Origin of the sequence: Lachnospira pectinoschiza (assembly GCF_900103815.1) — a bacterium.
Taxonomy (GTDB): domain Bacteria; phylum Bacillota; class Clostridia; order Lachnospirales; family Lachnospiraceae; genus Lachnospira; species Lachnospira pectinoschiza_B.
Genome location: NZ_FNHZ01000003.1, coordinates 157,777 through 184,133 on the forward strand (window position 1 = coordinate 157,777; position 26,357 = coordinate 184,133).

General features: G+C 35.8%; 22 protein-coding genes and 1 riboswitch. Of the genes, 6 read left to right on the forward strand and 16 right to left on the reverse strand.

Going from position 1 to position 26,357, the window contains the following annotated elements; all coding sequences use genetic code 11:
• Window positions 1-103: 103 nt before the first annotated feature.
• Window positions 104-179: riboswitch (cyclic di-GMP riboswitch) on the reverse strand.
• 176 nt (window positions 180-355) lie between these two features.
• The 4 genes from BLQ66_RS06505 to BLQ66_RS06520 all read right to left on the reverse strand — a co-directional run bounded on the left by BLQ66_RS06505 (window position 356) and on the right by BLQ66_RS06520 (window position 4,971).
• On the reverse strand, window positions 356-670 hold the full coding sequence (locus BLQ66_RS06505; RefSeq protein WP_027431695.1) for a glutaredoxin domain-containing protein: 315 nt from the start codon (window positions 668-670) through the stop codon (window positions 356-358).
• A gap of 40 nt (window positions 671-710) precedes the next feature.
• Window positions 711-1,037: a hypothetical protein gene (locus BLQ66_RS06510; RefSeq protein WP_027431694.1), complete on the reverse strand. Its 327-nt coding sequence runs from the start codon at window positions 1,035-1,037 to the stop codon at window positions 711-713.
• A gap of 210 nt (window positions 1,038-1,247) precedes the next feature.
• Complete coding sequence (locus tag BLQ66_RS06515) at window positions 1,248-2,492, reverse strand: 6-phosphofructokinase (protein ID WP_242869331.1); 1,245 nt, start codon at window positions 2,490-2,492, stop codon at window positions 1,248-1,250.
• Entirely contained in the window at window positions 2,482-4,971 is a 2,490-nt protein-coding gene (locus BLQ66_RS06520) for an EAL domain-containing protein (RefSeq protein WP_074521475.1), read from the reverse strand. Before BLQ66_RS06520 ends, BLQ66_RS06515 begins: the two co-directional genes overlap by 11 nt.
• Window positions 4,972-5,261: 290 nt before the next feature.
• Between BLQ66_RS06520 and BLQ66_RS06525 the strand changes: the two genes are divergently transcribed.
• Window positions 5,262-6,635, forward strand: a complete 1,374-nt coding sequence (locus BLQ66_RS06525; RefSeq protein WP_074521476.1) for an NCS2 family permease — start codon at window positions 5,262-5,264, stop codon at window positions 6,633-6,635.
• A gap of 293 nt (window positions 6,636-6,928) precedes the next feature.
• Here the strand turns inward: BLQ66_RS06525 and ade are convergent, their stop codons facing one another.
• The gene (gene ade, locus BLQ66_RS06530) at window positions 6,929-8,659 is read right to left on the reverse strand and encodes an adenine deaminase (protein WP_074521477.1); all 1,731 of its coding nucleotides are present in this window, start codon (window positions 8,657-8,659) and stop codon (window positions 6,929-6,931) included.
• Window positions 8,659-9,456 (reverse strand): TatD family hydrolase, encoded by a 798-nt coding sequence (locus BLQ66_RS06535; protein ID WP_074521478.1) that lies wholly within the window; start codon window positions 9,454-9,456, stop codon window positions 8,659-8,661. Before BLQ66_RS06535 ends, ade begins: the two co-directional genes overlap by 1 nt.
• Window positions 9,457-9,675: 219 nt before the next feature.
• Between BLQ66_RS06535 and BLQ66_RS06540 the strand changes: the two genes are divergently transcribed.
• On the forward strand, window positions 9,676-12,048 hold the full coding sequence (locus BLQ66_RS06540) for a hybrid sensor histidine kinase/response regulator (protein ID WP_074521479.1): 2,373 nt from the start codon (window positions 9,676-9,678) through the stop codon (window positions 12,046-12,048).
• Window positions 12,033-13,922 carry an ATP-binding protein gene (locus tag BLQ66_RS06545; protein WP_074521480.1) on the forward strand — a complete coding sequence of 630 codons (1,890 nt, stop codon included), beginning with the start codon at window positions 12,033-12,035 and terminating at the stop codon, window positions 13,920-13,922. The genes BLQ66_RS06540 and BLQ66_RS06545 overlap by 16 nt, the downstream gene beginning before the upstream one ends.
• Before the next feature lie 104 nt (window positions 13,923-14,026).
• Here BLQ66_RS06545 and ilvC read toward each other — a convergent pair whose 3' ends face one another.
• From ilvC to BLQ66_RS06585, 8 genes are all read right to left on the reverse strand, one after another.
• Window positions 14,027-15,115, reverse strand: coding sequence for a ketol-acid reductoisomerase (gene ilvC / locus BLQ66_RS06550; protein WP_083330294.1), 1,089 nt, complete (start codon window positions 15,113-15,115; stop codon window positions 14,027-14,029).
• Between the two features lie 122 nt (window positions 15,116-15,237).
• Window positions 15,238-16,545, reverse strand: coding sequence for a response regulator (locus BLQ66_RS06555; RefSeq protein WP_074521482.1), 1,308 nt, complete (start codon window positions 16,543-16,545; stop codon window positions 15,238-15,240).
• Window positions 16,546-16,734: 189 nt separating this feature from the next.
• On the reverse strand, window positions 16,735-17,445 hold the full coding sequence (locus BLQ66_RS06560; protein WP_074521483.1) for a FadR/GntR family transcriptional regulator: 711 nt from the start codon (window positions 17,443-17,445) through the stop codon (window positions 16,735-16,737).
• Between the two features lie 14 nt (window positions 17,446-17,459).
• Window positions 17,460-18,107, reverse strand: coding sequence for a hydrogenase nickel incorporation protein HypB (gene hypB / locus BLQ66_RS06565; protein WP_074521484.1), 648 nt, complete (start codon window positions 18,105-18,107; stop codon window positions 17,460-17,462).
• Window positions 18,108-18,794 (reverse strand): hydrogenase nickel incorporation protein HypB, encoded by a 687-nt coding sequence (hypB, locus tag BLQ66_RS06570; protein ID WP_074521485.1) that lies wholly within the window; start codon window positions 18,792-18,794, stop codon window positions 18,108-18,110.
• 18 nt (window positions 18,795-18,812) lie between these two features.
• Complete coding sequence (locus BLQ66_RS06575) at window positions 18,813-20,069, reverse strand: GH25 family lysozyme (protein WP_074521486.1); 1,257 nt, start codon at window positions 20,067-20,069, stop codon at window positions 18,813-18,815.
• Window positions 20,070-20,347: 278 nt separating this feature from the next.
• Window positions 20,348-21,001, reverse strand: coding sequence for a sce7726 family protein (locus BLQ66_RS06580; RefSeq protein ID WP_074521487.1), 654 nt, complete (start codon window positions 20,999-21,001; stop codon window positions 20,348-20,350).
• Window position 21,002: 1 nt separating this feature from the next.
• Window positions 21,003-21,584, reverse strand: a complete 582-nt coding sequence (locus tag BLQ66_RS06585; protein WP_074521488.1) for a helix-turn-helix domain-containing protein — start codon at window positions 21,582-21,584, stop codon at window positions 21,003-21,005.
• 217 nt (window positions 21,585-21,801) lie between these two features.
• On the opposite strand from BLQ66_RS06585, the gene BLQ66_RS06590 reads away from it, so the two are divergent.
• The 3 genes from BLQ66_RS06590 to BLQ66_RS06600 are packed head-to-tail and all read left to right on the forward strand — an operon-like array spanning window position 21,802 to window position 22,978.
• The gene (locus tag BLQ66_RS06590; protein ID WP_074521489.1) at window positions 21,802-22,341 is read left to right on the forward strand and encodes a DUF4417 domain-containing protein; all 540 of its coding nucleotides are present in this window, start codon (window positions 21,802-21,804) and stop codon (window positions 22,339-22,341) included.
• An 11-nt stretch (window positions 22,342-22,352) separates the two neighbouring features.
• Entirely contained in the window at window positions 22,353-22,658 is a 306-nt protein-coding gene (locus BLQ66_RS12350) for an EndoU domain-containing protein (RefSeq protein WP_074521568.1), read from the forward strand.
• Window positions 22,655-22,978 (forward strand): hypothetical protein, encoded by a 324-nt coding sequence (locus BLQ66_RS06600; protein ID WP_051637182.1) that lies wholly within the window; start codon window positions 22,655-22,657, stop codon window positions 22,976-22,978. The genes BLQ66_RS12350 and BLQ66_RS06600 overlap by 4 nt, the downstream gene beginning before the upstream one ends.
• A gap of 103 nt (window positions 22,979-23,081) precedes the next feature.
• Here the strand turns inward: BLQ66_RS06600 and BLQ66_RS06605 are convergent, their stop codons facing one another.
• Window positions 23,082-24,818: an ABC transporter ATP-binding protein gene (locus tag BLQ66_RS06605; protein ID WP_074521490.1), complete on the reverse strand. Its 1,737-nt coding sequence runs from the start codon at window positions 24,816-24,818 to the stop codon at window positions 23,082-23,084.
• A 143-nt stretch (window positions 24,819-24,961) separates the two neighbouring features.
• Window positions 24,962-26,245 (reverse strand): O-acetylhomoserine aminocarboxypropyltransferase/cysteine synthase family protein, encoded by a 1,284-nt coding sequence (locus BLQ66_RS06610; protein ID WP_074521491.1) that lies wholly within the window; start codon window positions 26,243-26,245, stop codon window positions 24,962-24,964.
• Window positions 26,246-26,357 lie beyond the last annotated feature (112 nt).

The following is a 26,357-nucleotide window of genomic DNA, read 5'->3' on the forward strand; positions in this document are numbered from 1 at the left end:
TAGTTCAACGGGAAAGCTGTAATCCTTTGTTTAGGCCAAAATAAAATGTTGTATGACACAAAAAGAGCGCCATTCTTTAAAAAGAATAGCGCTAAATGTCATTTTATGCACCTGGCTACCATTTTAAAGGCCCTCTAGTTTTGCGTCACAGGATTTCCCCTGCTTTGCCCAGTATTGAATTTCACGTAAGTTTCTAAGGAAATGATACCATATCCTATAAATATTTTCAATACTAACACTATTTGATAATCAGATTATAAAACATAAAAATAAGGGCCCGAAGGCCCCTATAATTATCTTGCAATTTTCTTATAATTTTCTTATTAGAATCTTATCTAAGCTAAAATCTTTACAATTAGCATCCCTTGCCATCAATACTGCAGGCTTTGCCTACATTTTCATAAGTAATAGGTAAATTTCTCTCTGATAAGAAGCCTTCCCAGTCAGTGAAAACTGTATCGTCTTCCATAACGATTGCTGGAATTCCAATGTCTCCAATAGCCTTAAGTCTATCAAAAATTGGATTCTCATCTCTCATCTTTAAGAAATCCTTTAAGTCCTTTAAATTCTTATTGATGTCGATATATGTGTATTCGATACCATTGTCATCAAAATTTCTCTTGCAGTTAATGCAATCTGGGCACATTTCGCTACCATAAACCTTTAACATAATAATACCTCCTAAGTTGAAAAACTTTAAAGCTACTATATTAGCCCTTTAAATCTCTTGACTGTCTGTCCATGTCTTCTACAACGATGTCATAAATTTCACCGTGAGTTCTGCAATATGCAAGAACATCCCATGGTTCGTTAGTGTGATAGTGAAGCTTAACTGTAGCCTTCTCGCCAAACTCATCTTCACCTGAATCACCAGCGATTACCATTGAATCGCCCTTAATATTCTCTAAAACATATTCTCTAATTTCATCTGTTAAATCATCAGCTAAATCGTCTGGATCTACTCCATCCTCTACGTACTGATCTAATAATAACTGTGTGTCATATCTAAACTCTATAGTCTGATCTGGCATTCCCATAACCTATTATCCTCCTAGTTTTAAATTAACGTCTAATTAATTATAAGCCAGTTTTTAATATTTTTAAAGTCTTAGAAAATAATAAAACTATAAAAAATTGCGTCCAATTGATAATAGTTCTCAATTAGACGCAATCTGACTTTTTGTTTAATTAATTTCTTAGAAAATTTACCACTCTAGTTACTCATATTCATGAGGCAAAACATTTTCCTACTGCTCAATTAAATGTGTAACATCAAGATATTCTGGCATGCCATCCTTAAAGCTAAGCTGAGGCTCGCCCTTAATAAGTGGCTTAAGATAAGTTACCATCTCTTTAGTAAGGTCGTTACCTCTTTCATTAATCCACTCTCTTGGTACTGCCTTAACACCGTTGGCAATTTCGCAAACTGGATGTCCACCATAAACTGTTTCGTATGGTTCATCTGAAGTTCTTGTGATTGTAGCCATAAGGCCTGTTTCGCCCTTAGCTGCAAGGCCTGCTGCTGTTTCACCTAACTTAACTGATTCTTCAAGGTCAGTTAAAGATGCAAGGTGAGTTGCACATCTTTGTAAAATGTTTAATTCAACGGAACGTACCTTACAACCCACTTCGTTAGCGATTAAGTGCTCAAGTGCCTTACCTGCACCACTAAGCTGTACATGTCCGAATTTATCTAACTTGCTTTCAGAAGCTGAGAAATAATTACCATCCTTGTCTCTAATACCCTCTGAAATTGCAATAATTACATCATCCTGCTTTTCAAGTAATGCCTTGACATCCTCAACACATTCCTTAGGATCAAAAGCTGCCTCTGGAAGGTAGATAAGATGTGGGGCTACACTATATTCATTTCTTGCAAGAACTGAAGCTGCAGTTAACCAACCTGCATCACGTCCCATAATTTCTACGATTGTAACTGACTTAAGCTTGTAAATGTATGTATCATGAGCCATTTCAAGAATTGATGTAGCAACATACTTAGCTGCTGAACCAAAACCTGGTGTATGGTCGATATGAACTAAATCGTTATCAATAGTCTTTGGAATACCAATAACTCTAACGTCACTGTTAATTGAAACAGCGTACTTAGATAATCTATCAACTGTATCCATTGAGTCATTTCCACCAATGTAGAAGAATGCATCAATGTCATGCTCCTTAAAGAATGCAAAAATCTTCTCATAAATTTCTGGCTTGTCCTCTGGTAGAGGCATCTTGTATCTACATGAACCAAGGTACATAGCAGGTGTAAGCTTTAACTTTTCAATAAAGTTATCACATCCGGCCATTTTTTCAGATAAATCAATAAATCTGTCCTCTAGAATTCCAGTAATTCCGTTAAGGGAGCCATAGATTTTTGAAAATGTAGCATTTTCCTTATTATACTTTAAAACGCCAGCTAAACTTGCGTTAATTGCCACTGTAGGGCCACCTGATTGTGCTATTACAGCATTTCTCATATTATTCACCATTCCTATTACTCTTTATTTGAGCGATTTTTTGATAGGCTTTTGAAACCATTCGCTCTGCCGTATCTTCTTCCAAGCAAGTAGTATATTCTATAATTGCATCGCTTGTAAATGATTTATTAGAAATCTTCTTAATTTTGTGAATATCAGACAAAATTTTTTCTTTAAGTTCTAGAATCTCTTTTTCATCGTCATAATAAGTTGCCATTAAGAAATGATCCATCTCGAAACGACCAATAATGCTTGTTATACTTGAATTTTTCTTTAAAATATTGGCCACCTCTACAATTAATTCCTTAGAAAAATCATTACCGTAGTTTTTAATGATATATCTAAAATCCTTAATATCTATTAAAATCACAGCAAATTTCCTATTATTAAAGCAGAATTCATCCATGAAATTATTGACTTCCGTCATAAGGCCTCTTGTGTTGTAAAGACCAGAATAACTATCAATAAACAAATCCTCGTTGTAGTTGTGGTTGTTGACCTTCATTTCCTTTAAAAAGCCAATAACGCCCATACATTTTCCATTGTTATAGGTAGGAATTACGCTAAGCACAATGGTTTTTACATCATTATTAAAGGATAGATTTTCCACAATGCTTTGACTTGTACCCTCGGCAATTGCCTTCTCTTCCATCTTTCTTAGTAAAAATGATTCAATCCAATTTATTTCTTCATCGGACTTACCAATTATGTCCTCCTTGGATTTAAAATTGCCAAATTCAAGAAAAGCCTTGGTGACATCCTTATATCTAAGATTTGTATCCTTTAAATAGCTAATTGCATTTTCCCTAATAGTTCCAAAGGAAATGTAGGTTCTATCATTATTTAGAGGATTGTCATCCCTAGTATTAAAAGGAGCGTAATTAAGTTCTAGATTACTAGCATTTCTAAGGGTTGCAACCACCTTATTGTTGCCAATATAGGTACACTCCATAATCTTCCAAACGTAGGTGTTGCCTTCTTTAATTCGCAAATATTCTGCAATAATATGTTCTTCCGATCTCTCGATTCTTTTACGCAAGGTAGACATTTCAAAGAAACGGAGGTATTTTGGCACATCGTCATAGAATACATTTTCCTTAATATAAAGGTCCATATTGCTGAAAACGTTACCGCCATCGTAGTTAAACTTATTCTGGTCGTTAACATACACTTCTGTATCCGTCATGTTACTAAGGTCAAATAAATCCACTCGGTCGTACTTATTAAGCAGAGAGTCCATATATCTATCCTTAGTAATCTTCTTTAAATACTCATCATCATCAATCATGCTAATAAGGACACAGGCATAGGCCTTAGTATCCTCGTACTGGGAGAGCTTGTAAACTCTAGCAATACAGAGCTTATCATCAATAATAAAATTACCTGAAGCATAGTCGCCATTAAGGCTATCTGCCAAATTGCAGATTTCCATAACCTTCTTATAATAGGAGCTATCCTTATCCTTAATAATACTATCAAGAATAGCCATATTTCCTATACCTAGCTTAATTAGCTGCTTTTCAAAGGTCTCGTTATAGAAAATGAATTTAATTCTTTCATCTTTTATTTCCGCAATTGTAATTGGAAGCTGTGTCTTAAAGCCTAAATCATCAATTTCGTCATTGCTATTTCCCATAATAGGAGCGGAACTTAGGATATTTACAGAACACATCTCATCGTAGTAATTTGCCTGCATAGCCGTTTCACAGCCATAATCATAATTCTCTACAAAGGCGCAGGTATCATTAAAATTCATAGGCTTACTAAATAAGTAACCTTGAATCTTCTCACAGCCAATATTTCTTAAAAACTCGTACTGGTCGTAAGTTTCAACCCCTTCCGCAAGGGTTCTAATTCCTATCTTTTTTGCCATATCTACAATGGCAATCACAATCTTTTTAGCCTTTAAATCGTTACTAAAGAGGAACTTCATATCGATTTTCAGTTCATCAAATTCAAAGTCCTTTAAAACGTTAAAAGAAGAGTACTCACTTCCAAAATCATCCATCCAAATGCTATAGCCAAGATTATGCAATTTCGCCAATTCTCCTCGCATATAATCCGGGTCTTTTCCTATTATACTTTCAGTGATTTCTAGATTAAGCATATTTCTTGGCACATTGTGCTTTCTAATGCTATTTTCAATTACCTCTGCCACCTCATGGCCGTAGAAGTCCTGTCTTGAAAGGTTTAAGGAAAATGGAATCGCATTCCCTTTTCTTTCCTTATGCCTTACAAAATCTCTACACACACTCTCAAGCATATAAAAGTCTAACTTGTAAATAAGCCCCTCTGCTTCAAGGGCAGGCACAAAAATAGCAGGTGAAATCATACCCATTTCTGGATCAATCCACCTTGCTAGTGCTTCAAAACCGCACAGTTTACCTGTTACTGACCTAATTACAGGCTGGTAAAATGGTACAATATAGGCCTTTTCAATGGCTAAATCAATATTTTTTACAACATAATCTCTTAATTCGTCATTAGTCATAGTTCCCCTCACAGCTAATCGAAGATATTATTTTTTCTCATTCACACTAAAAGAAGCTAAAATAAGCTCCATATCTGTCTAAATTATACCATTCCATTAAGTTATTATCAATATTATAAGAATATCCACTTTATTTAATAAGGTATTAAGAAAATATTAATTTTTATATTTATTATTGTAAGACTTTTTGTTATAATTTAGATGTTCGTTTATTTACTTTAAATATTTTTATATTTATTAGTAAATATCGCGCAAAATACATTTATAAAAAAAGAAAGAGAGAGAACAAAATGCTTGAAAAAACATTTAAACTCAAAGAACACGGCACTAATGTAAAAACCGAAGTAATTGCCGGTATTACTACATTCCTTGCCATGGCTTACATCCTAGCTGTAAATCCTAACATCTTAGGTACAGTTATGAACCAGGATGGTGTATTCATCGCAACATGTTTAGCATCTGCTGTTGCTACATTTGTTATGGGTCTTTGGGCTAATTACCCAATCGTACTTTCTGCTGGTTTAGGCCTTAATGCTTATTTTGCTTACACAGTTTGCTTAACAGAATTATCAGATATGGGAGCTAACGCTTTCACAGTTGCATTAACAGCAGTTTTCGTTGAAGGTGTAATCTTCATCGTTATTTCTGCCTTTAAGGTTAGAGAACAGATTATCAACGGTATTCCTCAGAACGTTAAGTATGGTATCACTGCTGGTATCGGTTTATTCATCGCCTTCATCGGTCTTAAGGGTGCTAACGTAACAGTTGCTAGCGATTCAACTCTTGTAGATCTTGGTGATTTCTCAAGACCAGACGTAGTTTTATGTATGATTGGTTTACTTATCATCGTAGTTTTAAGTCACTACCATGTTAAGGGTTCAGTACTTATTGGTATTATTACAACTTGGATTCTTGGTATCATTGCTGAGAAGATTGGTTGGTATGTAGTTGACGTAGAAGCTGGTGTTTACTCACTTATTCCTAGCGGCGTTGTTAGCGTTTCAAGCTTCAGCGGTCTTAAGGAAACAGCCTTCCACTTTAACTTTGCTTGGGCTGGTGAGCACCTCATTCAGTTCATCGCTATTCTTTTCAGTTTCTTATTTGTTGACCTCTTCGATACAGTTGGTACTGTAGTAGGTGTTGCAGATAAGGCTAAGTTACTTAGAGAAGATGGTACTCTTCCAAGAGTAGGTAGAGTATTTATGGCTGATGCTGTTGGTACAGTACTTGGTTCATGTCTTGGTACATCAACAGTTACATCATTCGTAGAATCTTCAGCTGGTGTTGCTGAAGGTGGTAAGACAGGTCTTACAGCTTGCGTTTCAGGTTTATTATTCATCGTAGCTTTATTATTTAGCCCTGTATTCCTTGCTATTCCTTCATTTGCTACATCTCCAGCACTTATCTATGTTGGTATGCTTATGCTTACATCAATCACAAAGATTAACTTTGAGGCTGATGCAGCTGATGCTATTGGTGCTTACCTTGCAGTTCTTATCATGCCTTTAACATACTCAATCTCAAACGGTATCATGTTTGCCGTTGTTTCTTGGGTAATCGTAAAGGTTTGCACAAAGAAGGCTAAGGACGTTAGCCCAGTTATGTGGGTTGTATTCGTATTATTCGCACTTAGAATTGCATCTTTAGTTACTAACTTTAGCTAATTAAGGTTTGAATATTCTTTTAGGGTTTGAACGCAGTGTAAGCAATCCCCCGCTTCAAAAGCGTAAGCTTTAAGCGGGGGTATAAAGCTTACTAGTGTCAGAAGGGGTTAAAGCCCCTTCTGACAGGTGGCACAAAGTGCCACTGCGTTCATGAGGAAGTAGCAAAGCGGATTCCGAATGTCCGCTTTACTATTGACGTATAAAGAAAAGCCAGTAGATTAATTTCTACTGGCTTCTTTTTTATATTAATTTTTATAGCAAGGTCAAGTTCTAAGCTCTAGCTTTCTAATCTTCTAGGCCTCAAGACTTGTAAATTTAAATTCATTTACATCAAAAAGTCCCATATCAGTAATCTTAAGTTCTGGAATTACTGGAAGTGCCATAAAGCAAAGCACCATAAATGGGTCCTTGTCCTTATCCACCTTTAAAACCTCATGGGCAAATTTATGAGCGGCAGCTAGCTTCTCATTAAAAGTCTCTGCATTTTCAGTACTCATAATTCCTGCCACTGTAAGCGGAATAGCGTGTTTTACTTCATCCTTGTGAACAATAGCTATACCACCCGTCATCTTTATAACCTCATTAACTGCCATAGCAATTTGAGCATTTGAAGTGCCTACAGCAATAATGTTGTGGGAATCGTGAGCCACAGATAGGGCAATTGCACCCTCTTTAATTCCAAATTCCTTTAAAAATGCAACTCCAACATTTCCTGTACCATGATGCCTCTCAACTACTGCTATCTTTACAATATCCTTATCCTTATTATAGACAAAATCGCCCTTATCATCTAATTCAATCTCTTCAACTCCAGCCTTAGTTAAAACCCCATCTGGGCAGATATTCATAGTTTTAACCCTATTAGACTTTAACTCTAATTTAAGTTTAACCTCACTAAAATCTTTAACATTAACTGAAGAAGAAACCTTTGTAACATCTACTCTTTTAACTGGAAGTAAGTATTTGCCCTCTTTAGCACAAAGCTTACCATCAATAAAAGTCATTACTGCCTTTAAGTCCTCAAGATTATTAAAGACCACAAGATTAGCCTTCTTTCCCGGCGCAATTCCACCAATTTCCTTAATGCCATAACACTCAGCTGCATTAAGTGTTGCCATTCTAATAGCATGAATTGGCTTAATTCCAGCCTTTATACATCTTCTAACTAAGTCATCAACATGGCCCTCCTCAAAGATAGTATGAATCTGTCTATCATCTGAGCAGAGAAGACATCTCTTATAATTTTCTTCATTGACCCCTGGAAGTAGATTTTCTAAATCATGACAAGCTGAGCCATGACGAAGCAAAATATACATGCCACGAGAAAGCTTATTATCCATGTCCTCTATTGTGCTGCACTCGTGATCTGTTGAGATGCCCGCTGCAATATAGGCATTAAGCTCATTTCCAGCAACATCTGGGGCATGGCCATCAATAACCCTGCCGGATTCAAGGGCTGCCGCTAACTTTGCCACACATTCCTCATCATTATTAATAACGCCTACGCTGTTCATAAACTCAGCTAGGCCGTGAACTTTCCTTGTTTTGAAAATATTTTCAATATCCTTTGCACTTACAACTGCCCCGGAATTCTCAAAAGGTGTGCTTGGTACACAGCTTGGCACCATCACTCTAATATCAAGGGCTGTGCTTGCTGCTGCCTCAATCATGTAATCAAGGCCATCAATTCCACACACGTTAGTAATCTCGTGGGGATCAGTTATAACTGTTGTTGTTCCAAGAGGTACAACTAGTCTTGAAAATTCCTCTGGTGTCATATAGGAAGACTCAATATGAATATGACCATCAATAAAGCCGGGAGATACATAAGCTCCCTCTACATCAATCTCTTCCTTACCCTTATAATTTCCAATACCAGCTATATAGTCATGGGAAATTGCAATATCGCCTTCAATTATCTTGCCCTGATAGACATCAATAATCTTGCCGTTCTTAATTACCAAATCAGCTTCTTGTCTTGCTGCTGCCACATCAATAAGTTTATGTAGTTTTGATTTGTCCATTAGTTCCTCCAAAAGAGTTTTTTTGCATTCTGGTTTGTTATATCTATAATTTCCTGCGCTGATACTTCCTTTAATTCAGCAATTTTTTCAGCTACATACTGAATATTTCTACTATCGTTTCTGCTACCTCTGTGAGGTTCCGGTGCCATATATGGACTATCTGTTTCAAGGACTAATCTATCAAGAGGGATGACCTTTACGGCCTCCTTTAATTTCTTAGCATTCTTAAAGGTTACAACTCCTCCTACTCCAATGTAAAAACCAAGATCTAGGAAATCTAGGGCTGCTTCCTTTGAATAAGAATAACAATGAATTATTCCGCCATTTTTATAAACATGCTCACCGCTTGTATCTAGTGTATCTCTTAAAATGTCTAGTGTATCCTTACATGCATCTCTTGAGTGAATAATTATTGGCTTATTAAGGTCTGAGGCCAAAATAAGCTGTCTTTTAAAGGCTTCCTTTTGAAGCTCTCTATCTGGTTCATCATAGTGATAATCAAGTCCGATTTCTCCAATTGCCACTACCTTCTCATTAGTCTTTACTTGATTTGTAAGCCATTCAATAACCTCATCATCAAGACTTTCTATATCTTCAGGATGCAAGCCAATGGCTGCATAAATCTGATCATACTTATTAGCTAATTCTACAGAGTCCTTACAACCCTTAAAACTAGCCCCAACATTTACAATTGATTCTATTATACCATTCTCACCAATCATTTCATCAATAAGAATTTCTCTGTCCTCATCATAACACTCATCATCAAAGTGAGCATGTGTTTCAAATATCTTCATATACTTCCTCGTTTTATCTTTCTATATCTTCTAACAATAGTTATTTACAAATCTTTGTCTTATAAATTGCTTTATTATACACTTTATTAAATAATAAATCTAGCCTATAAGATTGAATTTTTGTTTAAGAAAGTCCAACAATTATTTAAATTAACAGACAACTGTGATATAATAACTTTAGTTTGTATGGTAATTGAATAGATTTTGGAGACATAACTTATGTTGGAATTTTTATTAAGACACGAAGAGGCTCATATTCAAGCTTCTGCTGTAGTATTTGACATAATATTAATATTTTTCTCTAATCTTCAGGTAAAAAGAGTCAATAAATTAGGAAGAGCCTTTCAGGTCCTTCTTTATTGTGGTACCCTTTTGACAATTATTGAAACTTCCGCTTCTTGGCTCGAGGATTTACCGGGAAATATTTTTAATTTCTATCTTATAAACATTTTCAATCTCTTAGTCTATGTATTAATTATTACCATAGCCTTCGGTCTTGCAGCATACTTTGAGCTCTCCTTTGGAAACTTCGAAAAAAGAGTCGTTTGGAAATTTAACATATTAGTCTTTATTATATATATATTTCTGCTTATTACTAACCTATTTACTGGCATTATTTCCCTTTATCACTATGATGTACACGAATATGTTCACGGACCACTGTTTTATCCCGTGGGTATTTTATTCTCCGTATATGCCTATTCTTTTAGCGTCTTTGTATTTGCTAGAAACTATAAGCAAATCCAGAAAAGAATTCGTATGACCTTTGCCTTAACCATTGGCACTATCATTATCGGCATGATTGTTCAGCCTTTAATTAACGATGAAATCACAATCACTGGCCTCTTAGTATCTGTTGGCCTATTCATTCTATATATGACAGTTGAAACTGAGGATTACATAGACCTTTTAAAAGCCAATGCAGATTTGCTGATTGCTAGAGAAGAGGCAGACCTAGCAAACAAAGCTAAGAGTACCTTCCTTGCTAACATGTCACATGAAATAAGAACCCCACTTAATGCCTTTCTTGGCCTTAACGATTTAATAATTGATGAGTCCCTTGATGTGGCTACCCTTGAAAATGCACAACACATTAAATCTGCAGGAAATGCCTTGTTATCTATTGTTAATGAGGTTTTAGATATATCTAAGATTGAAGCGGGTACTATTGAGATTCACAACCGCCCCTATTATCTTGGAGAAATCATAAAGGATATAGATGTAATTATAGGCACAAGAGCTAAGGATAAGGGAATTCCTTTTATGATGGATATTGATGATAGCTTGCCAAATCAGCTAATTGGTGATGCTGCAAAGATTAGGCAGGTTCTAATTAATGTCCTTAGTAATTCAGTAAAATATACCTCTAGCGGAGCTATTGTCTTTACCCTTAGGGGAACTTTACAAGACGATTTACTTATGCTTAAAATGCAGATTTTCGATACAGGTATTGGAATTAAGAAAGAAGATTTAACCCACCTTTTTGAAAGCTATAGACGTGTGGATTTAAAGAAGAATAAAAATGTAGAAGGTACAGGTCTTGGTCTATCCATCGTTAAGCAATCTATAGATATGATGGGCGGAAGCATTAGCGTTCGTTCAAACTATGGCCTTGGTACTACATTTTACATGGAAATTCTCCAGCCTATCACTTCTCTAATGACTATTAAAGAATATCTAAATGAGCAAAAGATCACTAATCTTGATAAGATTAAGGACAACTTTACAGCCTCTAAGGCAAAGATTCTTATTGTAGATGACAATGAGATGAACCTAAAGGTGGCCTGCGGCTTTTTAAAATCTACCTATGCCCAGATTACTACTGCCGGAGGTGGTCCTGAGGGACTTGATATTCTTGAAAGAGATAAATTTGATTTGGTTTTACTTGATTCCTTCATGCCTATAATTGATGGAACCCAGATTCTTAAAAAGATTCGTGCTAACAAAAAGAATATAAACTACGCAACTCCGATTATTGTTCTTACAGCCGATGCCCTTTCTGGATCTAAGGAAAAATATATCTCCATCGGTTTTAATGACTATTTAAGCAAACCTGTAGATGCCTCTAGTTTAAAGGGAATATTGCTTACTTACTTGCCACGCGACCTAATTGATAGTGCTAGCTCAAGTAAGGCCATTCAAAGCAAAACTATTAATACAACCACTACTAGCCAGCCAATAAAGACAGAAAGCATCAATACTAGCAAGACAAGTAATTCTTGTGATAATGGTGAAACTTGCGTAGATTGGAAGGCCGGTCTTAACTACTGTAGAAACGACAAGGATTTGTACCGTGCCTTAATAGATGAATTTATAAAGATTAAGCCAACTAAGCGAACTGAGCTTTGTCAGGCCTATGATAAACAGGATTGGGATTCTTATAACATTTTAACCCATTCCCTTAAATCTAATTCAAAAACCATTGGCGCCTTTAAATTATCAGATGCCGCCATGGAGATGGAATACGCTAGCAGGGCCATTCTTGCTGGAGAAAATATAAACACAAACGTTGCCCTAATTAGGGATAAGCATAAGCAATTACTAAGTTTGTATGACGATGTACAGGAGGAATTACTATGGATTTCATTCTAAGATATCCAAGAATTTCATACGAAATGGCAGCCATAATCTTTGATTCCATTATTATAATATATTCCTGGAACCAATCTTTAAGGCATGTTAAAACTGCCAAAGCCTTCAAGGCTACAGCTATAAGCTGCTTACTTTTAGTGCTATCTGAGGTAAGTCTGCCTTATATCCTTGAGCTTGACAGTTCCTTTGACCTGCTTAAAGCCTTCGTAAACTCTATACAGTTTTTCTTTGCTTTAACTACAATGTACAACTTCTCCCGCTATATGGAGTACTACACCCTTAGTAATACCTCAAAAATCATTATTAGATTTAATATCCTAGTTTTAATTGTATCACTAGCTTTAATTATAAGTAATCCTTTTACTTACCTTATAGATTACTATGACAACGCCACTAATACTTTTGTAAATCAGAAATACTACATCATAATCGGTTATTTACCAGCAATGTACTTCTCAATCTATGCCATGTATGTTTATGTTAGAGGCTTTAAGAAAATGTATCACAGAGAACGAGTTGCCTTTATTATAACCTTTATCATGTCCCTTTTTGGTGCTATTGCACAGCCCCTACTTCATGGTCAGCTAAAAATCATAGGACTTTTCTCTTCCTTTGGTTTGTTTATACTCTATCTTTCCCTTGAAACTAGAGACTATAACTCCCTGTCTGAAACCATGAATGAATTAAAGGAGGCCAACGAAACAGCACAAAATGCCAACAGAGCAAAGTCAAGTTTCCTAGCTAACATGTCCCATGAAATCAGGACTCCAATGAATGCCATGCTTGGTATTAATGAGATCATTATTAATAGTACTAAGGAAGAAAACGTTAGCTCTTACGCCAATGATATGAAGATTGCAGGAAACAGCTTACTACACATCATCAATGACGTATTAGACATTTCAAAGATTGAGGCTGGTAAGCTTGAAATCGTAGAAACAGAGTATCATTTAACAGAATTACTAGACGAATTAAAATTTACCTACGGCCTAAAGGCTCAAATGAAAAATCTAGATTTCATCTTTGATATTGATGAGGATTTGCCAGATTTACTTATTGGTGATGAAAGTCATTTAAGACAGATTTTAAGCAATATCCTAAGTAATGCCATTAAATTTACAAAGACTGGTGAGGTACGTTTTTCAGCCTTTGGTATAAAATCTAGCACAGATATTAAATTTACCTTTGTAGTTTCAGATACAGGTATTGGTATTAAAGAGGAGGATTTACCTTACCTCTTTGAATCCTTTAAACGTGTGGATATGGAAAATACAAGAAACATCGAGGGTACAGGCCTTGGTCTATCCATTACAAAACGTCTTCTTGATAACATGGATGGTAAAATTTCTGTTCGATCTAGCTATGGTGATGGAACTATTATTACTATTAAGGTTGATCAATTTGTAGCAGATGACCTTACTATTAGAGAATATAGGAAAGTCTTACGTGAAAACTTTGATGCCGAAGAAGATAAGAAGTTAAAATCTACTCCTAATTTAAAGGGTATGAAATTATTAATTGTAGATGATAACGATATTAATATAAAGGTTGCCACTGCCTTCTTTGAACTAACAGGGGCTAGTATCTTTAGTTTTAATGATAGCTTAGAGGCTTTAAAAGATTTGCAAAAGAATAAATATGACCTGATCTTTTTAGATGACTTAATGCCAAAGCTTTCAGGTCCAGGTCTATTAAAGAGACTAAGAGGTCTGACAACTTGTCCAAATAATCAAACACCAGTAGTTATTATGACTGCCAATACTAATGTTGAAGACAAGGCAAATTACAGTAATATGGGCTTTGATGGCTTCCTTGCAAAACCTATGCAAATGGAGGAAGTAAACGAGCTATTAAATACCTTACTAAATACATAAAAATCTCTATACATGAGAATCTCTTAAACAATGCAAAACGAGAGAAAAGCGATAACCTTACGATTATCGCTTCTCCCTCAAAACACATTTACTTATATCGAAAATTAGTTGTTAATTAATTTATCGCTTTCATTATTCCAGCTGTAAAGCTTTCTAATGTCAGCACCAACCTTCTCTGCTGGATGTTCAGCTGCAAGCTTTCTCATAGCCTTGAAGTGAACCTGTCCACCAGCCTCAGACATATCTAATAAGAAGTCCTTAGCAAATGTTCCATCCTGAATATCAGAAAGGATCTTCTTCATAGCCTTCTTAGTATCTTCTGTTACAATCTTAGGACCTGTAATGTAATCACCGTATTCTGCTGTGTTAGAGATTGAATATCTCATACCTGCAAAACCTGACTGATAAATAAGGTCTACGATTAACTTCATTTCGTGTACGCATTCGAAGTATGCGTTACGTGGGTCATAACCAGCTTCTACTAATGTTTCGAAACCAGCCTGCATTAATGCACAAACACCACCACAAAGAACAGCCTGCTCACCAAAGAGGTCAGTTTCTGTCTCTGTTCTAAATGTTGTCTCAAGGATACCAGCTCTAGCTCCACCGATACCTGCGCCATATGCAAGTGCCATATCAAGAGCCTTACCTGTACCATCCTGCTCAACAGCTACTAAACAAGGTGTACCCTTGCCAGCCTGATATTCAGAACGTACTGTATGTCCTGGTGCCTTAGGTGCGATCATTGTTACATCAACGCCCTCTGGAGCCTTAATTAAACCGAAATGAACATTGAAACCATGAGCGAACATTAACATGTTACCTGGCTCTAAGTTAGGAGCGATATCTTCCTTGTATAACTTAGCCTGCTTCTCATCGTTGATAAGAATCATGATAATATCTGCCTTCTTAGCAGCTTCTGCTGCTGTATATACTGTAAAGCCCTGCTCTTCTGCTCTCTTCCAAGACTTAGAACCTTCGTAAAGACCAATAATAACATTACAGCCTGATTCCTTTAAATTAAGAGCGTGTGCATGGCCCTGACTACCATAACCAATGATTGCAATTGTCTTACCCTCAAGTAAGCTTACGTTACAATCTGACTCATAGAAAATTCTTGCTTCTGCCATTTTTCTATACCTCCATAAAATGTGTTTATTCCTATCCAAACTCAAAGCATCTTCCTTCCTCATAACGGTAGAGTTTTGCGCTTGTATCTTAGGTTGTATAACAACTCTTAGTGGTTGTCTGACAACTATAATAACTCATGTATATTCTAAAGTCAACACATTTTTTCAAAAATATAATATTTTTTCTAGAGGCCAAGTACTTCATTGACATTTTTTAAAATGTCACTTTCTGAAAATGGCTTTGTAATAAAGCGCTTAGCGCCTGCCTTTAAGGCATCGATAATCTTATTTTCCTGTCCTGCAGCAGTGATCATAATTACATTTGCATCAGGATCAGCCTTAATAATCTGCTTTAAAGCTTCATTACCGTTTAGATGTGGCATAGTAATATCAAGGGTAATGATATCTGGCTTATAGTCTAGGTAGGCTTCCACTGCCTCCACGCCATCTGATGCCTCACATACAACTGTAAAGTTGTTGTCCTCTAAAATCTTTCTTAGGACATTTCTTGAAAGGCCAGAGTCATCAACAATAACGATTCTGCCCTTACTATCTGCAGTTTCTACGCTACCTTCTACTAATTCGCCACTAACATCCATAGGATTTTTACCTACCATTGCCTCCTCATCAAGAGTTACATAGAAAAATACTTCTCTGCCCTCTATGTAAATTGGTAGGACATAGGCATCTGCAATGGCAGTCTGATTTTCATAGGTAAACTGTGGTAAAATCTCTAGTTTAACTCCCTTATGTGATGCATTTGTTGCAAAAAGTCCAGCTATACAATTAAGAAATTCACCTACGGAATCAAAGACTTCTTCATCTAAATCAGGATATTCCTCTCCTGCAAATCTATTGGCAATAAGGGTAAGACCAGTTACGTCATCATCTGCTAAAAAACCTAGATGTATATTTGCATCGCCCTTTAACTCCATACAAGTAAAGGCATTGTAGTCCATCTCCTTTACTCTCTGGATCTTCTCAATGTAATAATCTGTAGATACAAATCTAGTCAAGTTTCTAAGCACAAGGGCAACTAAATCTGTTATATGTGCTTTTGAGGCAAAGGCAAATATAGGCACAATAGCGTCTACATCATTGGCCTTAAGGGCCTCTATCTCCTTATCATCAAAGCCTTTTTGCTTTTTAAAATCTTCTACAAAGCCATTAATTTCCGGCATAGATATATTTTTTTCTTCGCTTAAAACCTGTATAAATTTTACATACTCATCGTTTTGATCCTTTAAAAGCTCATCTAGTTGTTGCTGAGAAAGGAAGCCCTTGCTTACAGCAATATCGCCAAACCTAGCATCCTCTAAGGCCTGCAGTCTATTGATTTCACTTGCTTCTGTCTCTGTTAGCATTCCCTTAGCTACAGCTAAGAATCCAATCTTAGCTCTTGTGTCTCTTAGGCTTTTTATTATTTCATCTAATTCTTCTTCTGAAATAACGTCAGTCTCAATCAAATACTTACCAAATAATTGACTAAACATACGGTTACCCCTTTCAAATTTTCACGTAATTATAGTTATAATTATTATACCAAGTCGATAGTTTTTATTCAATAAAACTAGAAACATAAATTAAAAAACTAGGAAATTAACGAAAATATTAATCTCCTAGCTTCTTATCTTTTAATTCTCTGTTTTGTTTTAATTGTCGTTTTTAATATCTATTTAACTTTAAATACTGTCTGTTAAATTCTCATTCCATAAGGCATGTCTAAGATGCATTATGCTTGCACTTTTAAGTCCGTCTGAATCTCTTCTTTCTAAGAACTTCATAATTACAATGTGGTCATTATAAGCATCCTGTGCAATCATATCTAGATTTTCTTCTAATGCAAATGTCTTCTCAATAGTTTCTGTAAGCACAGGTATAAACTGTGTTAAAAAGTCGTTGTGTGAAGCCTTCATAATAGCTCCATGAAAATTTGTCTCTGACTCAATTCTTTTCTTTGACTTAGGGTTCTTTTTTATCTGCTTTTGGCAAATATCTCCAAGTCTTAGAATTTCCTTGATTTCCTCATCTGTTGCTCTCTTTGCTGCAAGGGCTGCTGCCTCCGGCTCTATTATTAGTCTTGCTTCATATAAATCTCTTAATGTCACCTTCATAGCAAGGGCATCTTCCATATGGATTGTGCCACCTTCTACGTACTGATTAAGGACATCAGAAACATATGTGCCTCGTCCTCTGTAAACTGTCAATAAACCTTCTGATACAAGAATTCTTATTGCTTCTCTTAATGTAGTTCTAGAAACCTTCAACTCGTCAGCTAATACATTTTCATTAGGCAACTTTTCGCCAGGCTTATACTTATTCTTGTCTACTATCATTGTCTTTAGGCAGCTAGCTGTTCTTTGCGAAAGATTTTCTTTATTTTCGATCTGCATATTCGTTCCTTTCTCTAAAAGATAGTTGATTTTAGATACGCTTCCCACTTATCCATACCCTCGCCAGTCTTAGCAGATACTGGGAAAATGTTAATATTAGGATTTAGTTTTTTAACCTGATCTATACATTTTTCTAAATCGAAATTAAAAAACTTAATTGTGTCCATCTTTGTAAGTAAAAGCGCGTCGGCTCTCTCAAACATCAAAGGATACTTTAAAGGCTTATCATCACCTTCTGGCACAGATAAAATCATTACGTTTTTATGTGCCCCTGTGTCAAATTCCGCAGGGCAGATTAAATTGCCAACATTTTCAAGGAAGACCAAATCAAGCTCGTCAACTCCAAGCTCGTCTACACCTCGCTTTGTCATGCCTGCGTCCATATGACACATTCCATCTGTATGCACCTGAATGCTTTTAGCACCCTGATTAGAAATCTTTATAGCATCCACATCCGATGCAATGTCAGCCTCAATTACGCCTATCTTTAACTGATCTTTAAGGTCAGTTACTGTCTTAGCTAGAAGTGTTGTCTTGCCAGCCCCAGGGCTACTCATTAAATTCACAAGACAAACCTTTCTTTCCTTTAATTCTTTTCTTAAATCATTAGCGTCCCTATCATTAGACTCTGTCACACTTTTATGTAATTCAACAACCTTCATTTATCTGTCCTTTCTAGCATCCTTTAAGAAATTGTCTACTTCCTTGTCTAACCAATCAATCCACTTATCAAAGCCTTCGCCTGTAAGGGAAGATACTGGAATTATCTCAAGATTCTTGTTAAGCTTAGATACATTTTCCTTTAAGGCATCAAAATTAAAATCAAATACCTCAAGACAGTCAATCTTGTTGACTAATAAAAGGTCGCTAACTTCAAACATCAATGGATACTTTAGGGCCTTATCATCGCCTTCTGGCACAGATAAAATCATTACCCTTTTGTTAGCCCCTACGTCAAATTCCGCAGGACATACCAAGTTACCTACATTTTCAAGGAATACCAAATCAAGATCCTTGCAATCAAGTAAATCAAGGCCAGACTTAGTCATGGCAACATCCATATGACAAGCGCCACCAGTGTGCAGCTGCACCACCTTAGCCCCTGTCTCCTCAATAGTCTTGGCATCTACTAAAGAATCTACATCAGCTTCCATAACGCCAATTCTGTATTTACTTTTAAGTGCGTTAATAGTTCTAACCAAAGTTGTAGTCTTTCCTGCCCCTGGACTGGCCATGAGGTTTACAAAAAAGACCTTATTCTTTCTAACTTCTTCTCTTAAAGCGGCAGCTTCTTTGTCGTTGTCACTTATAATTTCTGCTTTAACATCCATTACTTTAATACTGCTCATTTCTACACTCCTTTGACTCTAATTAAAAGAGCCATAATAAATATCTAAATCTACGTCTCCGCCAACTCCATCGATTCGACCAATGTTATTAACCTGCCAGATAGAATAACTACCTGCATAGCTAGTATGTGTCACGTAATTTGCTAGCCAAACCGGATAATTATACACGTTATCCCAGAAATTTTCTAGGTAGTATTTACTAGAGTACAACATAGTACTATAACCCCCGGCAGCTAATGTGTCGTGGAAAGTATAGAAAAGCTGGTTTAGAGTCTGAAAACTCATGTTGTACTTCTGAAATCTCGACCAGCTCTCCCAGTCAAAAGCCACTGGAAAATCTAGCTCCACCCCATCAAGCATGGAAAGTAACTGCTGAGAGTGAGTTGTCATACCAGAGACCGTGTTATCATTTGAATGAAAATATACTCCTACCTTTAGGCCTGCTTCCTTTGCCGCCTTGATATTGTAGTCATAACAAGAATCCCTATAAAGCTCGGAGCCATCCCAGCCTCCAATTCTTATGATTACAAATTCTGCACCTGCCGCTTTTACGGCATTAAAATCAATAGTGCCCTGCCATCTTGATACATCTATACCAAAATGCACATTATCGGCAGCATAAGTTGCCATAAAGTCACTATAGTTAATTCTTGTTCTATTATCTGTTTCTGAAGGCTTTGAAGACACCACATTAATAGTCATATTCTTAGTTGTCTCATTGCCAGATGCGTCTGTTAATTTAGCCACAATGCTATAGCTACCAAGAGTATTGGTATCCACATAACCTGAATAGCTTAAATTAGGACAAGCATCGTAATAGTCTCCATAACTTACTAACTGATCTAGGTTAAAATCGCTTCCCACCACTACGCTTACTTCATCAGATGATAGGAAAACCGGACCTGTTGTATCATAATCAAGACTTGGTGAACCCGTCTTATTAGTTACCTGAATATAATTACTTGCAGCCACAACTGCCGCAGCTGTTTCAGTAGTTGTCTCTTGTGTTGTCACTTCCTCTGTTGTAGATTCTGTCTCTGTCTCCACAGTTTCAAGACTAGGCTCTTCAGTGCTAACTTCAGTCTCTATCACTTCCGTTATTTCCTCACTAGCAATTTCTGTATTCTTATTTCTTGCATTAACTGCTAATACTGCAAATGTAGTTATAACGCCAATTACTGCTAGACCTGTAACTACTGTAATCACAATTGCTTTCTTTGAAGCCACAAAACGCCCAAAGATAGCCTTAAACTTATCTTTAATTTTCTTTCCCATAACCCCTCTTATACTCTTTAATTTCTATCCTATTCTTATACCTTTGCTTAGCGTTGTCTGATAACTTTATTATCTTTAAAAACGACGTTTTTATACGCTTTATCGCATTTTCATTGTATAACAAGACAGACAATTAATCAATAGTTGTCTGACAAGTTACCCCGTTAAAGTTTAGAGTCCTAAATTCAGCAGACCATTTTGATTTAGACATAAAAAATCCCCCTTAAGTAGATTGGGTTATTTACCTTGTCTACTTAAGAGGGATCATACCACTTCCCTTAAAGCTTCTTTTTCTTTCTACGTACTCTTCTTTTTAAATTTCTTCTTTTCTTTAAGCCCTTAGATTCTCTAAAGTCATTAATCTGCTGCCTTATAATCTCATAATCTCTTTCAAAAAGTTCTTCACTTATTAAATCATCTAGTCTTTCCTTGGGAACTGTATCAAGAATCTTTTCCCTTACAAAAGCCTTACTTTTATAGTCGTACTTATGCATTCCCATAATTTGTTGAATATGAGCAAGCTCTGGTCTCCAAAGTAGGCTTAGTTTATGGGCTAGAGATACATTTTCATTAGGACTAGTAGCCCTTAAAATGTAGAAATCTAGGCGGTCTTCCACTAATTCTACGCTTATAATTCCCCAGTTATCTGGCACATGCTCCATGGCGTGAGCCCCGTGACTAGAGCCCACCACCAAGTAATTGTAATCAAAAAATGCATCGTAGTCCTTCACCTGACTTTTAAGCCTAGTGTAGGTGTCTGCGTCACTTTTTATCTCAATGCCTATTAAGGCGCCATCAATAATTCCAACGGCATCCGCCCTTGAGTCTCCTATATTCACCTCTTCAAGAATTCTTATTTTCCCATATAGTTCTTCTAGATATATGAATAAGTCTTCCCTAATGTCCTTGTCATACAAGCTGAATTTCTTCATGTTATCTCCCATATAAAAATTTATCTTTTTTACTCATATTTTTATAATTCTGAATTTCCTTATTAATTTCAGATGCAACTGAATCGAGTATCATTTCTAAAAATCTATCTGGTGTCTGATAAGTATCTTTTCTTTCTTTAAACTCATTTAATTGATTTATTAATCTTTTTATCGGTTCTTGATGTTTCATTATTTCAAGATATAATCCGTTTTTATTAATCTGCTCATCAATTCCGTACGATGACAACATCATAGCCTCATAGCTATAATTAGGATTTCCATTATAATAAATAACTCCTTTTGACCATAAAAGATATATAGAATTCACAATTTTTTTACCATCATCTGACTGCATTGTAATAAACGCATTATTCTCATCGCCATAATACAATCGATCAATACTTACATTTAGTGCTTTAGCTATCTTAGCAGTTGTAACCAAATTAGGTATCTTTTTCCCATTTTCATATTGACTTAGGATTGTATTTGAAAATCCACATAAATCAGCTACAGCTTGTTGTGACAATCCTTGAGCTGATCTTACACTTCTTATATTTTCGCCTATATGTTCTTCATAATTCATATATCCAACCTCCTTCTACAAAAGTATAACATATTTTACCGAAAGGTAAATGCATTTACCTTTCATATAACATATATAAATCATTTGTAAAACCATCTTTTATTTATACAAATACATCATCTGATTAATATCACTTACCTAAAGAAAGAACTTTTTTACAAAAAAATAAATGAGAAAATTATATTATAAAAATTCATTACAAAGGAGTTGAAAAAATATGTTAAAGAGAAAATATGCTAATACATTCGATACCGCCATTTGCGAATACGAACACGATTATCATTTTGCTGAACTTATTTATAATCCAGAGTCTATGTATGAAGAATTGTCTCACTATAGTGCATTTATCACACCTGATAGTTCATTATATATAGATATGCCTCTGTGTTTACAAATTGCAAATTCCTATTTTAATAGAGCTATTGGAGCTTATTTTCAATCAAAAGGCATATATGTCATCCCCAATATTCGTTGGGGTGATGAAAGAACTTTCACAAAATGTGAACTGCCTGAAAAAGTTGCTTTTTTAGGTGCTCCTAAGCACAGTATTGTATCTGTTGGTACATATGGGTGCATTAGGACTTCACAAGACAAATACTATTTTAAATCTGGATTAGATGCAATGCTTCAAGAGTTAAACCCTAAAGTTGTTCTTGTCTATGGCAGAATGCCAGATTCCATTTTTCAAGAATATTCTAACGATACAAAATTCGTACAGTATGACGATTGGACTACTAGAAAAAAGAAAGGAGATTAATAAAATATGGGATAAAATATAATATAATAAAAACATATTCTAATGGCGTACGTGTTGGAAACATTCCAGACCATTATAATAAAAAGAAACGAAAAGGTATAAATCAAGCATGGTTTCCCCAAAATTGGAAATCGAAAGATATACGACGTGCAGGGAATCATGTCGTCAACATACCTAAGAATCGTAATATAACTAATGGTATAGTATGGGGTGTTTACAAAGGAGTCAGAGTTGGTGTAATGAAAAACGACAAAAAAATATCGACCATATTCCCTGATTCAAATCAAACAATTATTTTGAGGAGGAAAAATAAATGAATATAACAAAACTAAAAGAAACTATAGAAAGAAGAAACAAATTAGATATTAATGATGATTATGCTCTTGAAGAATGCTGGAATATTTTCACTAACATTCTTACTAACAACATTGATGAAACTATAGATTTTCTAAAGACTTGTACTGAAGACGAATTCTATGGTGTAGCTGAGGTATTCCCAGAAATCATTTCTAAAACTCAAAGTCATGAAATCTATAATACAATGATTGCTAGAAACGAATCACTAGAAAACCAAGAATATAAAGAAAGTAATCAAACAGATTTACAATTTGCAAAGGAAGCCTTCATAAATCAGTAATAATAAAAAATATCTTTTACCAAATTAAATTATATTCGTTACTTTTTAAAGAACACAGTGACACAACGTGCCACTGTGTTCTTATTAATCAATAATACATTTTTTAATTTTTAAATTGCATATCATAAAGCCCACGATAAATTCCATTCTTCTCCATAAGCTCCTTATGGCTTCCTTCTTCTTCAATGCCATTATCTGTTAATACTAAAATCTTTTGGGCATTTCTAATTGTTGAGAGTCTATGGGCAATTACAATGGTTGTTCTGTTAGCTGCAAGGGATTCAAGGCTATCCTGAACCACTTTTTCTGACTCATTATCAAGGGCTGATGTTGCCTCATCAAAAATAAGAATTGCAGGGTTCTTTAAGAAAACTCTTGCAATAGATAATCTCTGCTTTTGACCACCGGATAGCTTGACACCACGTTGTCCGATGTCTGTTTCATAGCCATCTGGCATAGACATAATAAAGTCATGAGCGTTGGCATTCTTAGCGGCTGCAATGACTTCCTCTCTTGTGGCATCTGGGCGACCATAGAGAATATTTTCATAAATCGTACCTGAGAATAAATATACATCCTGCTGGACAATACCAATATTACTTCTAAGGCTCTTTAGAGTTACATCTCTAACATCCTTTCCATCAATCTTAATAGATCCAGAAGTTACATCATAAAATCTAGGAATAAGTGAGCAGAGGGTTGTTTTACCTGCACCAGAAGAACCTACTAGAGCATAATAAGCACCTGCTGGCACCTTTAAATCCACCTTTGATAAAACCTCTTCTGTGGCATCCTCATATTTAAAGGAAACGTCCTTAAACTCAATTTCGCCATCAGTTACATTAAGTGGCTTAGCCCCCTTCTTATCAGTAATATCAGGCACAATATCCATAATTTCGCGGAATCTCTCAAAACCTGTGTAACCATTTTGGAACTGCTCTGTGAAATTAATCAAAGTGTTAATAGGCTCTGTAAGCACGCTAATATAAAGCATGAAAGTCACTAAATCTGTGGCTGTTACGCTATTATTAGCAATAAGAAAAATTCCTGTAACGATTACAAGCACCTGCACGATTGTAGTAAAAGTGCCTACTCCCGCCTGGAAAGTACCCATGTAGAAGTAGCTATTTTTCTTGGCATTAAGGAAATTTAGGTTACCCACCTTAAACTTCTTATTCTCGATTTCTTCGTTAGCAAAGGACTTAACCACTCTAATGCCAGATAAGTTATCCTCTATCTGACCGTTGATTTCGGCAATCTTTGCTCGGTTATTCTTAAAAGCCCCTCTCATTTTCTTATTTAATACATATGAAAATGCAAACATAAAGGGAAGTACTGCAATTGAGACGATAGCTAACTTATAATTTATAGATATTAAAATTACAATCGCACCTACAATCTTAATTACAGATAGAATAATGTTTTCCGGGCCGTGGTGCATTAACTCAGTAATATCAAACAAATCATTGGTGATTCTTGACATTAAGGCACCTACCTTCTGATTATCATAGAAGGTAAAGGATAATTTCTGTAAATGGTCAAAAATCTCTGCTCTCATATCATATTCAATCTTAGTGCCCATTACATGGCCGATATTTGAAATATAAAACTTACAGCCAAAGTCCACTAATATCATAAAGATAAGTCCAAGAGCGATCCATTTTCCTCTAGATATAATAAAGTCCGGGCTTTCATAAATTAGGCTTGAAGTTACATAGCGCACAATAAGTGGAATTATAAGTACAATTGCTGCCGATAGAGCAGCAAAGAATAAATCTAACCAAAAGACCACTTTATATTTGCTATAATAGCTAATCATTGTTTTTAGATTCTTTTTCATAATTTTTCCTTTTTTATTTTTCGTGTTTTGCAGGCAAGACTAGGTCTCGTCTTAGTTATTAATACAAAAACCCTACCTCAAAAAATGAGGTAGGATTCCTTATTTACTATTGAATTATAATGCACAATTTAGATTTATGCTAATTAGATCTGATCAAGTGCCTGTGCTAAGTCTGCGATTAAGTCCTTCTTATCTTCAAGACCACATGACATTCTAACTAAACCTGCTGGAATACCTGCTGCCTCTAACTGCTCATCTGTCATCTGACGATGTGTTGATGTTGCAGGATTTAAGCAACATGTTCTAGCATCAGCTACATGTGTTTCAATAGCTGCAAGCTTTAAGTTCTTCATAAACTTCTGGGCTGCATCTCTGCCTCCTGCAAGTTCGAAAGAAACTACGCCACAACCACCGTTTGGTAAGTACTTCTGAGCTAATTCATAGTACTTATCAGACTTAAGGCCTGAGTAATTAACCTTAGTAACCTTTGGATGTGCCTCTAAGAATTCAGCTACTGCCTGACCGTTCTCAACGTGTCTTGGCATTCTTACGTGAAGTGATTCAAGACCAAGGTTTAAGATAAAGGCATTCTGAGGAGACTGGATTGAACCGAAATCTCTCATAAGCTGTGCTGTAGCCTTAGTAATAAATGCACCTTCCTTGCCAAACTTTTCGGCATAAGTAATTCCATGGTAAGAATCATCTGGTGTGCAAAGTCCTGGGAACTTATCTGCATGAGCCATCCAATCAAACTTACCTGAATCAACGATACATCCACCAACTGCTGCACCATGGCCATCCATGTACTTTGTTGTAGAATGTGTTACGATATCAGCTCCCCACTCAATAGGTCTGCAATTAACTGGTGTAGGGAATGTGTTATCTACAATAAGTGGTACGCCGTGCTCGTGAGCAACCTTAGCGAACTTCTCAATATCAAGTACTGTAAGAGCTGGATTAGCAATTGTCTCACCAAACATAGCTCTTGTGTTATCCTTAAATGCTGCGTTTAATTCTTCTTCACTAGCATCTGGTTCTACAAATGTTACATCAATACCCATCTTCTTCATTGTTACTGCGATTAAGTTAAATGTACCACCATAAATTGATGATGATGCAACAATATGGCTACCAGATTCGCAAATGTTAAATAAAGCAAAGAAGTTAGCTGCCTGGCCTGAAGATGTAAGCATTGCTGCGCTACCGCCTTCAAGAGCTGCAATCTTAGCTGCTACATGATCATTAGTTGGGTTCTGTAATCTTGTATAAAAATAGCCATTTGCCTCTAAGTCAAAAAGCTTACCCATATCCTCGCTTGTATCATACTTAAATGTTGTTGATTGTATAATTGGAATCTGTCTTGGTTCTCCGTTAGCTGGTGTGTAACCGGCCTGAACACAATTTGTGTTAATACTATAATTTTCCATTTTAGCCTCCCGTCAATATCTATACCATTATAATGGTCTAAACTCGGTTTTCGTTTAGACCTATACATGATATATTATCGCAGATTAGAAATCATAGCAATCTAAAAATTAT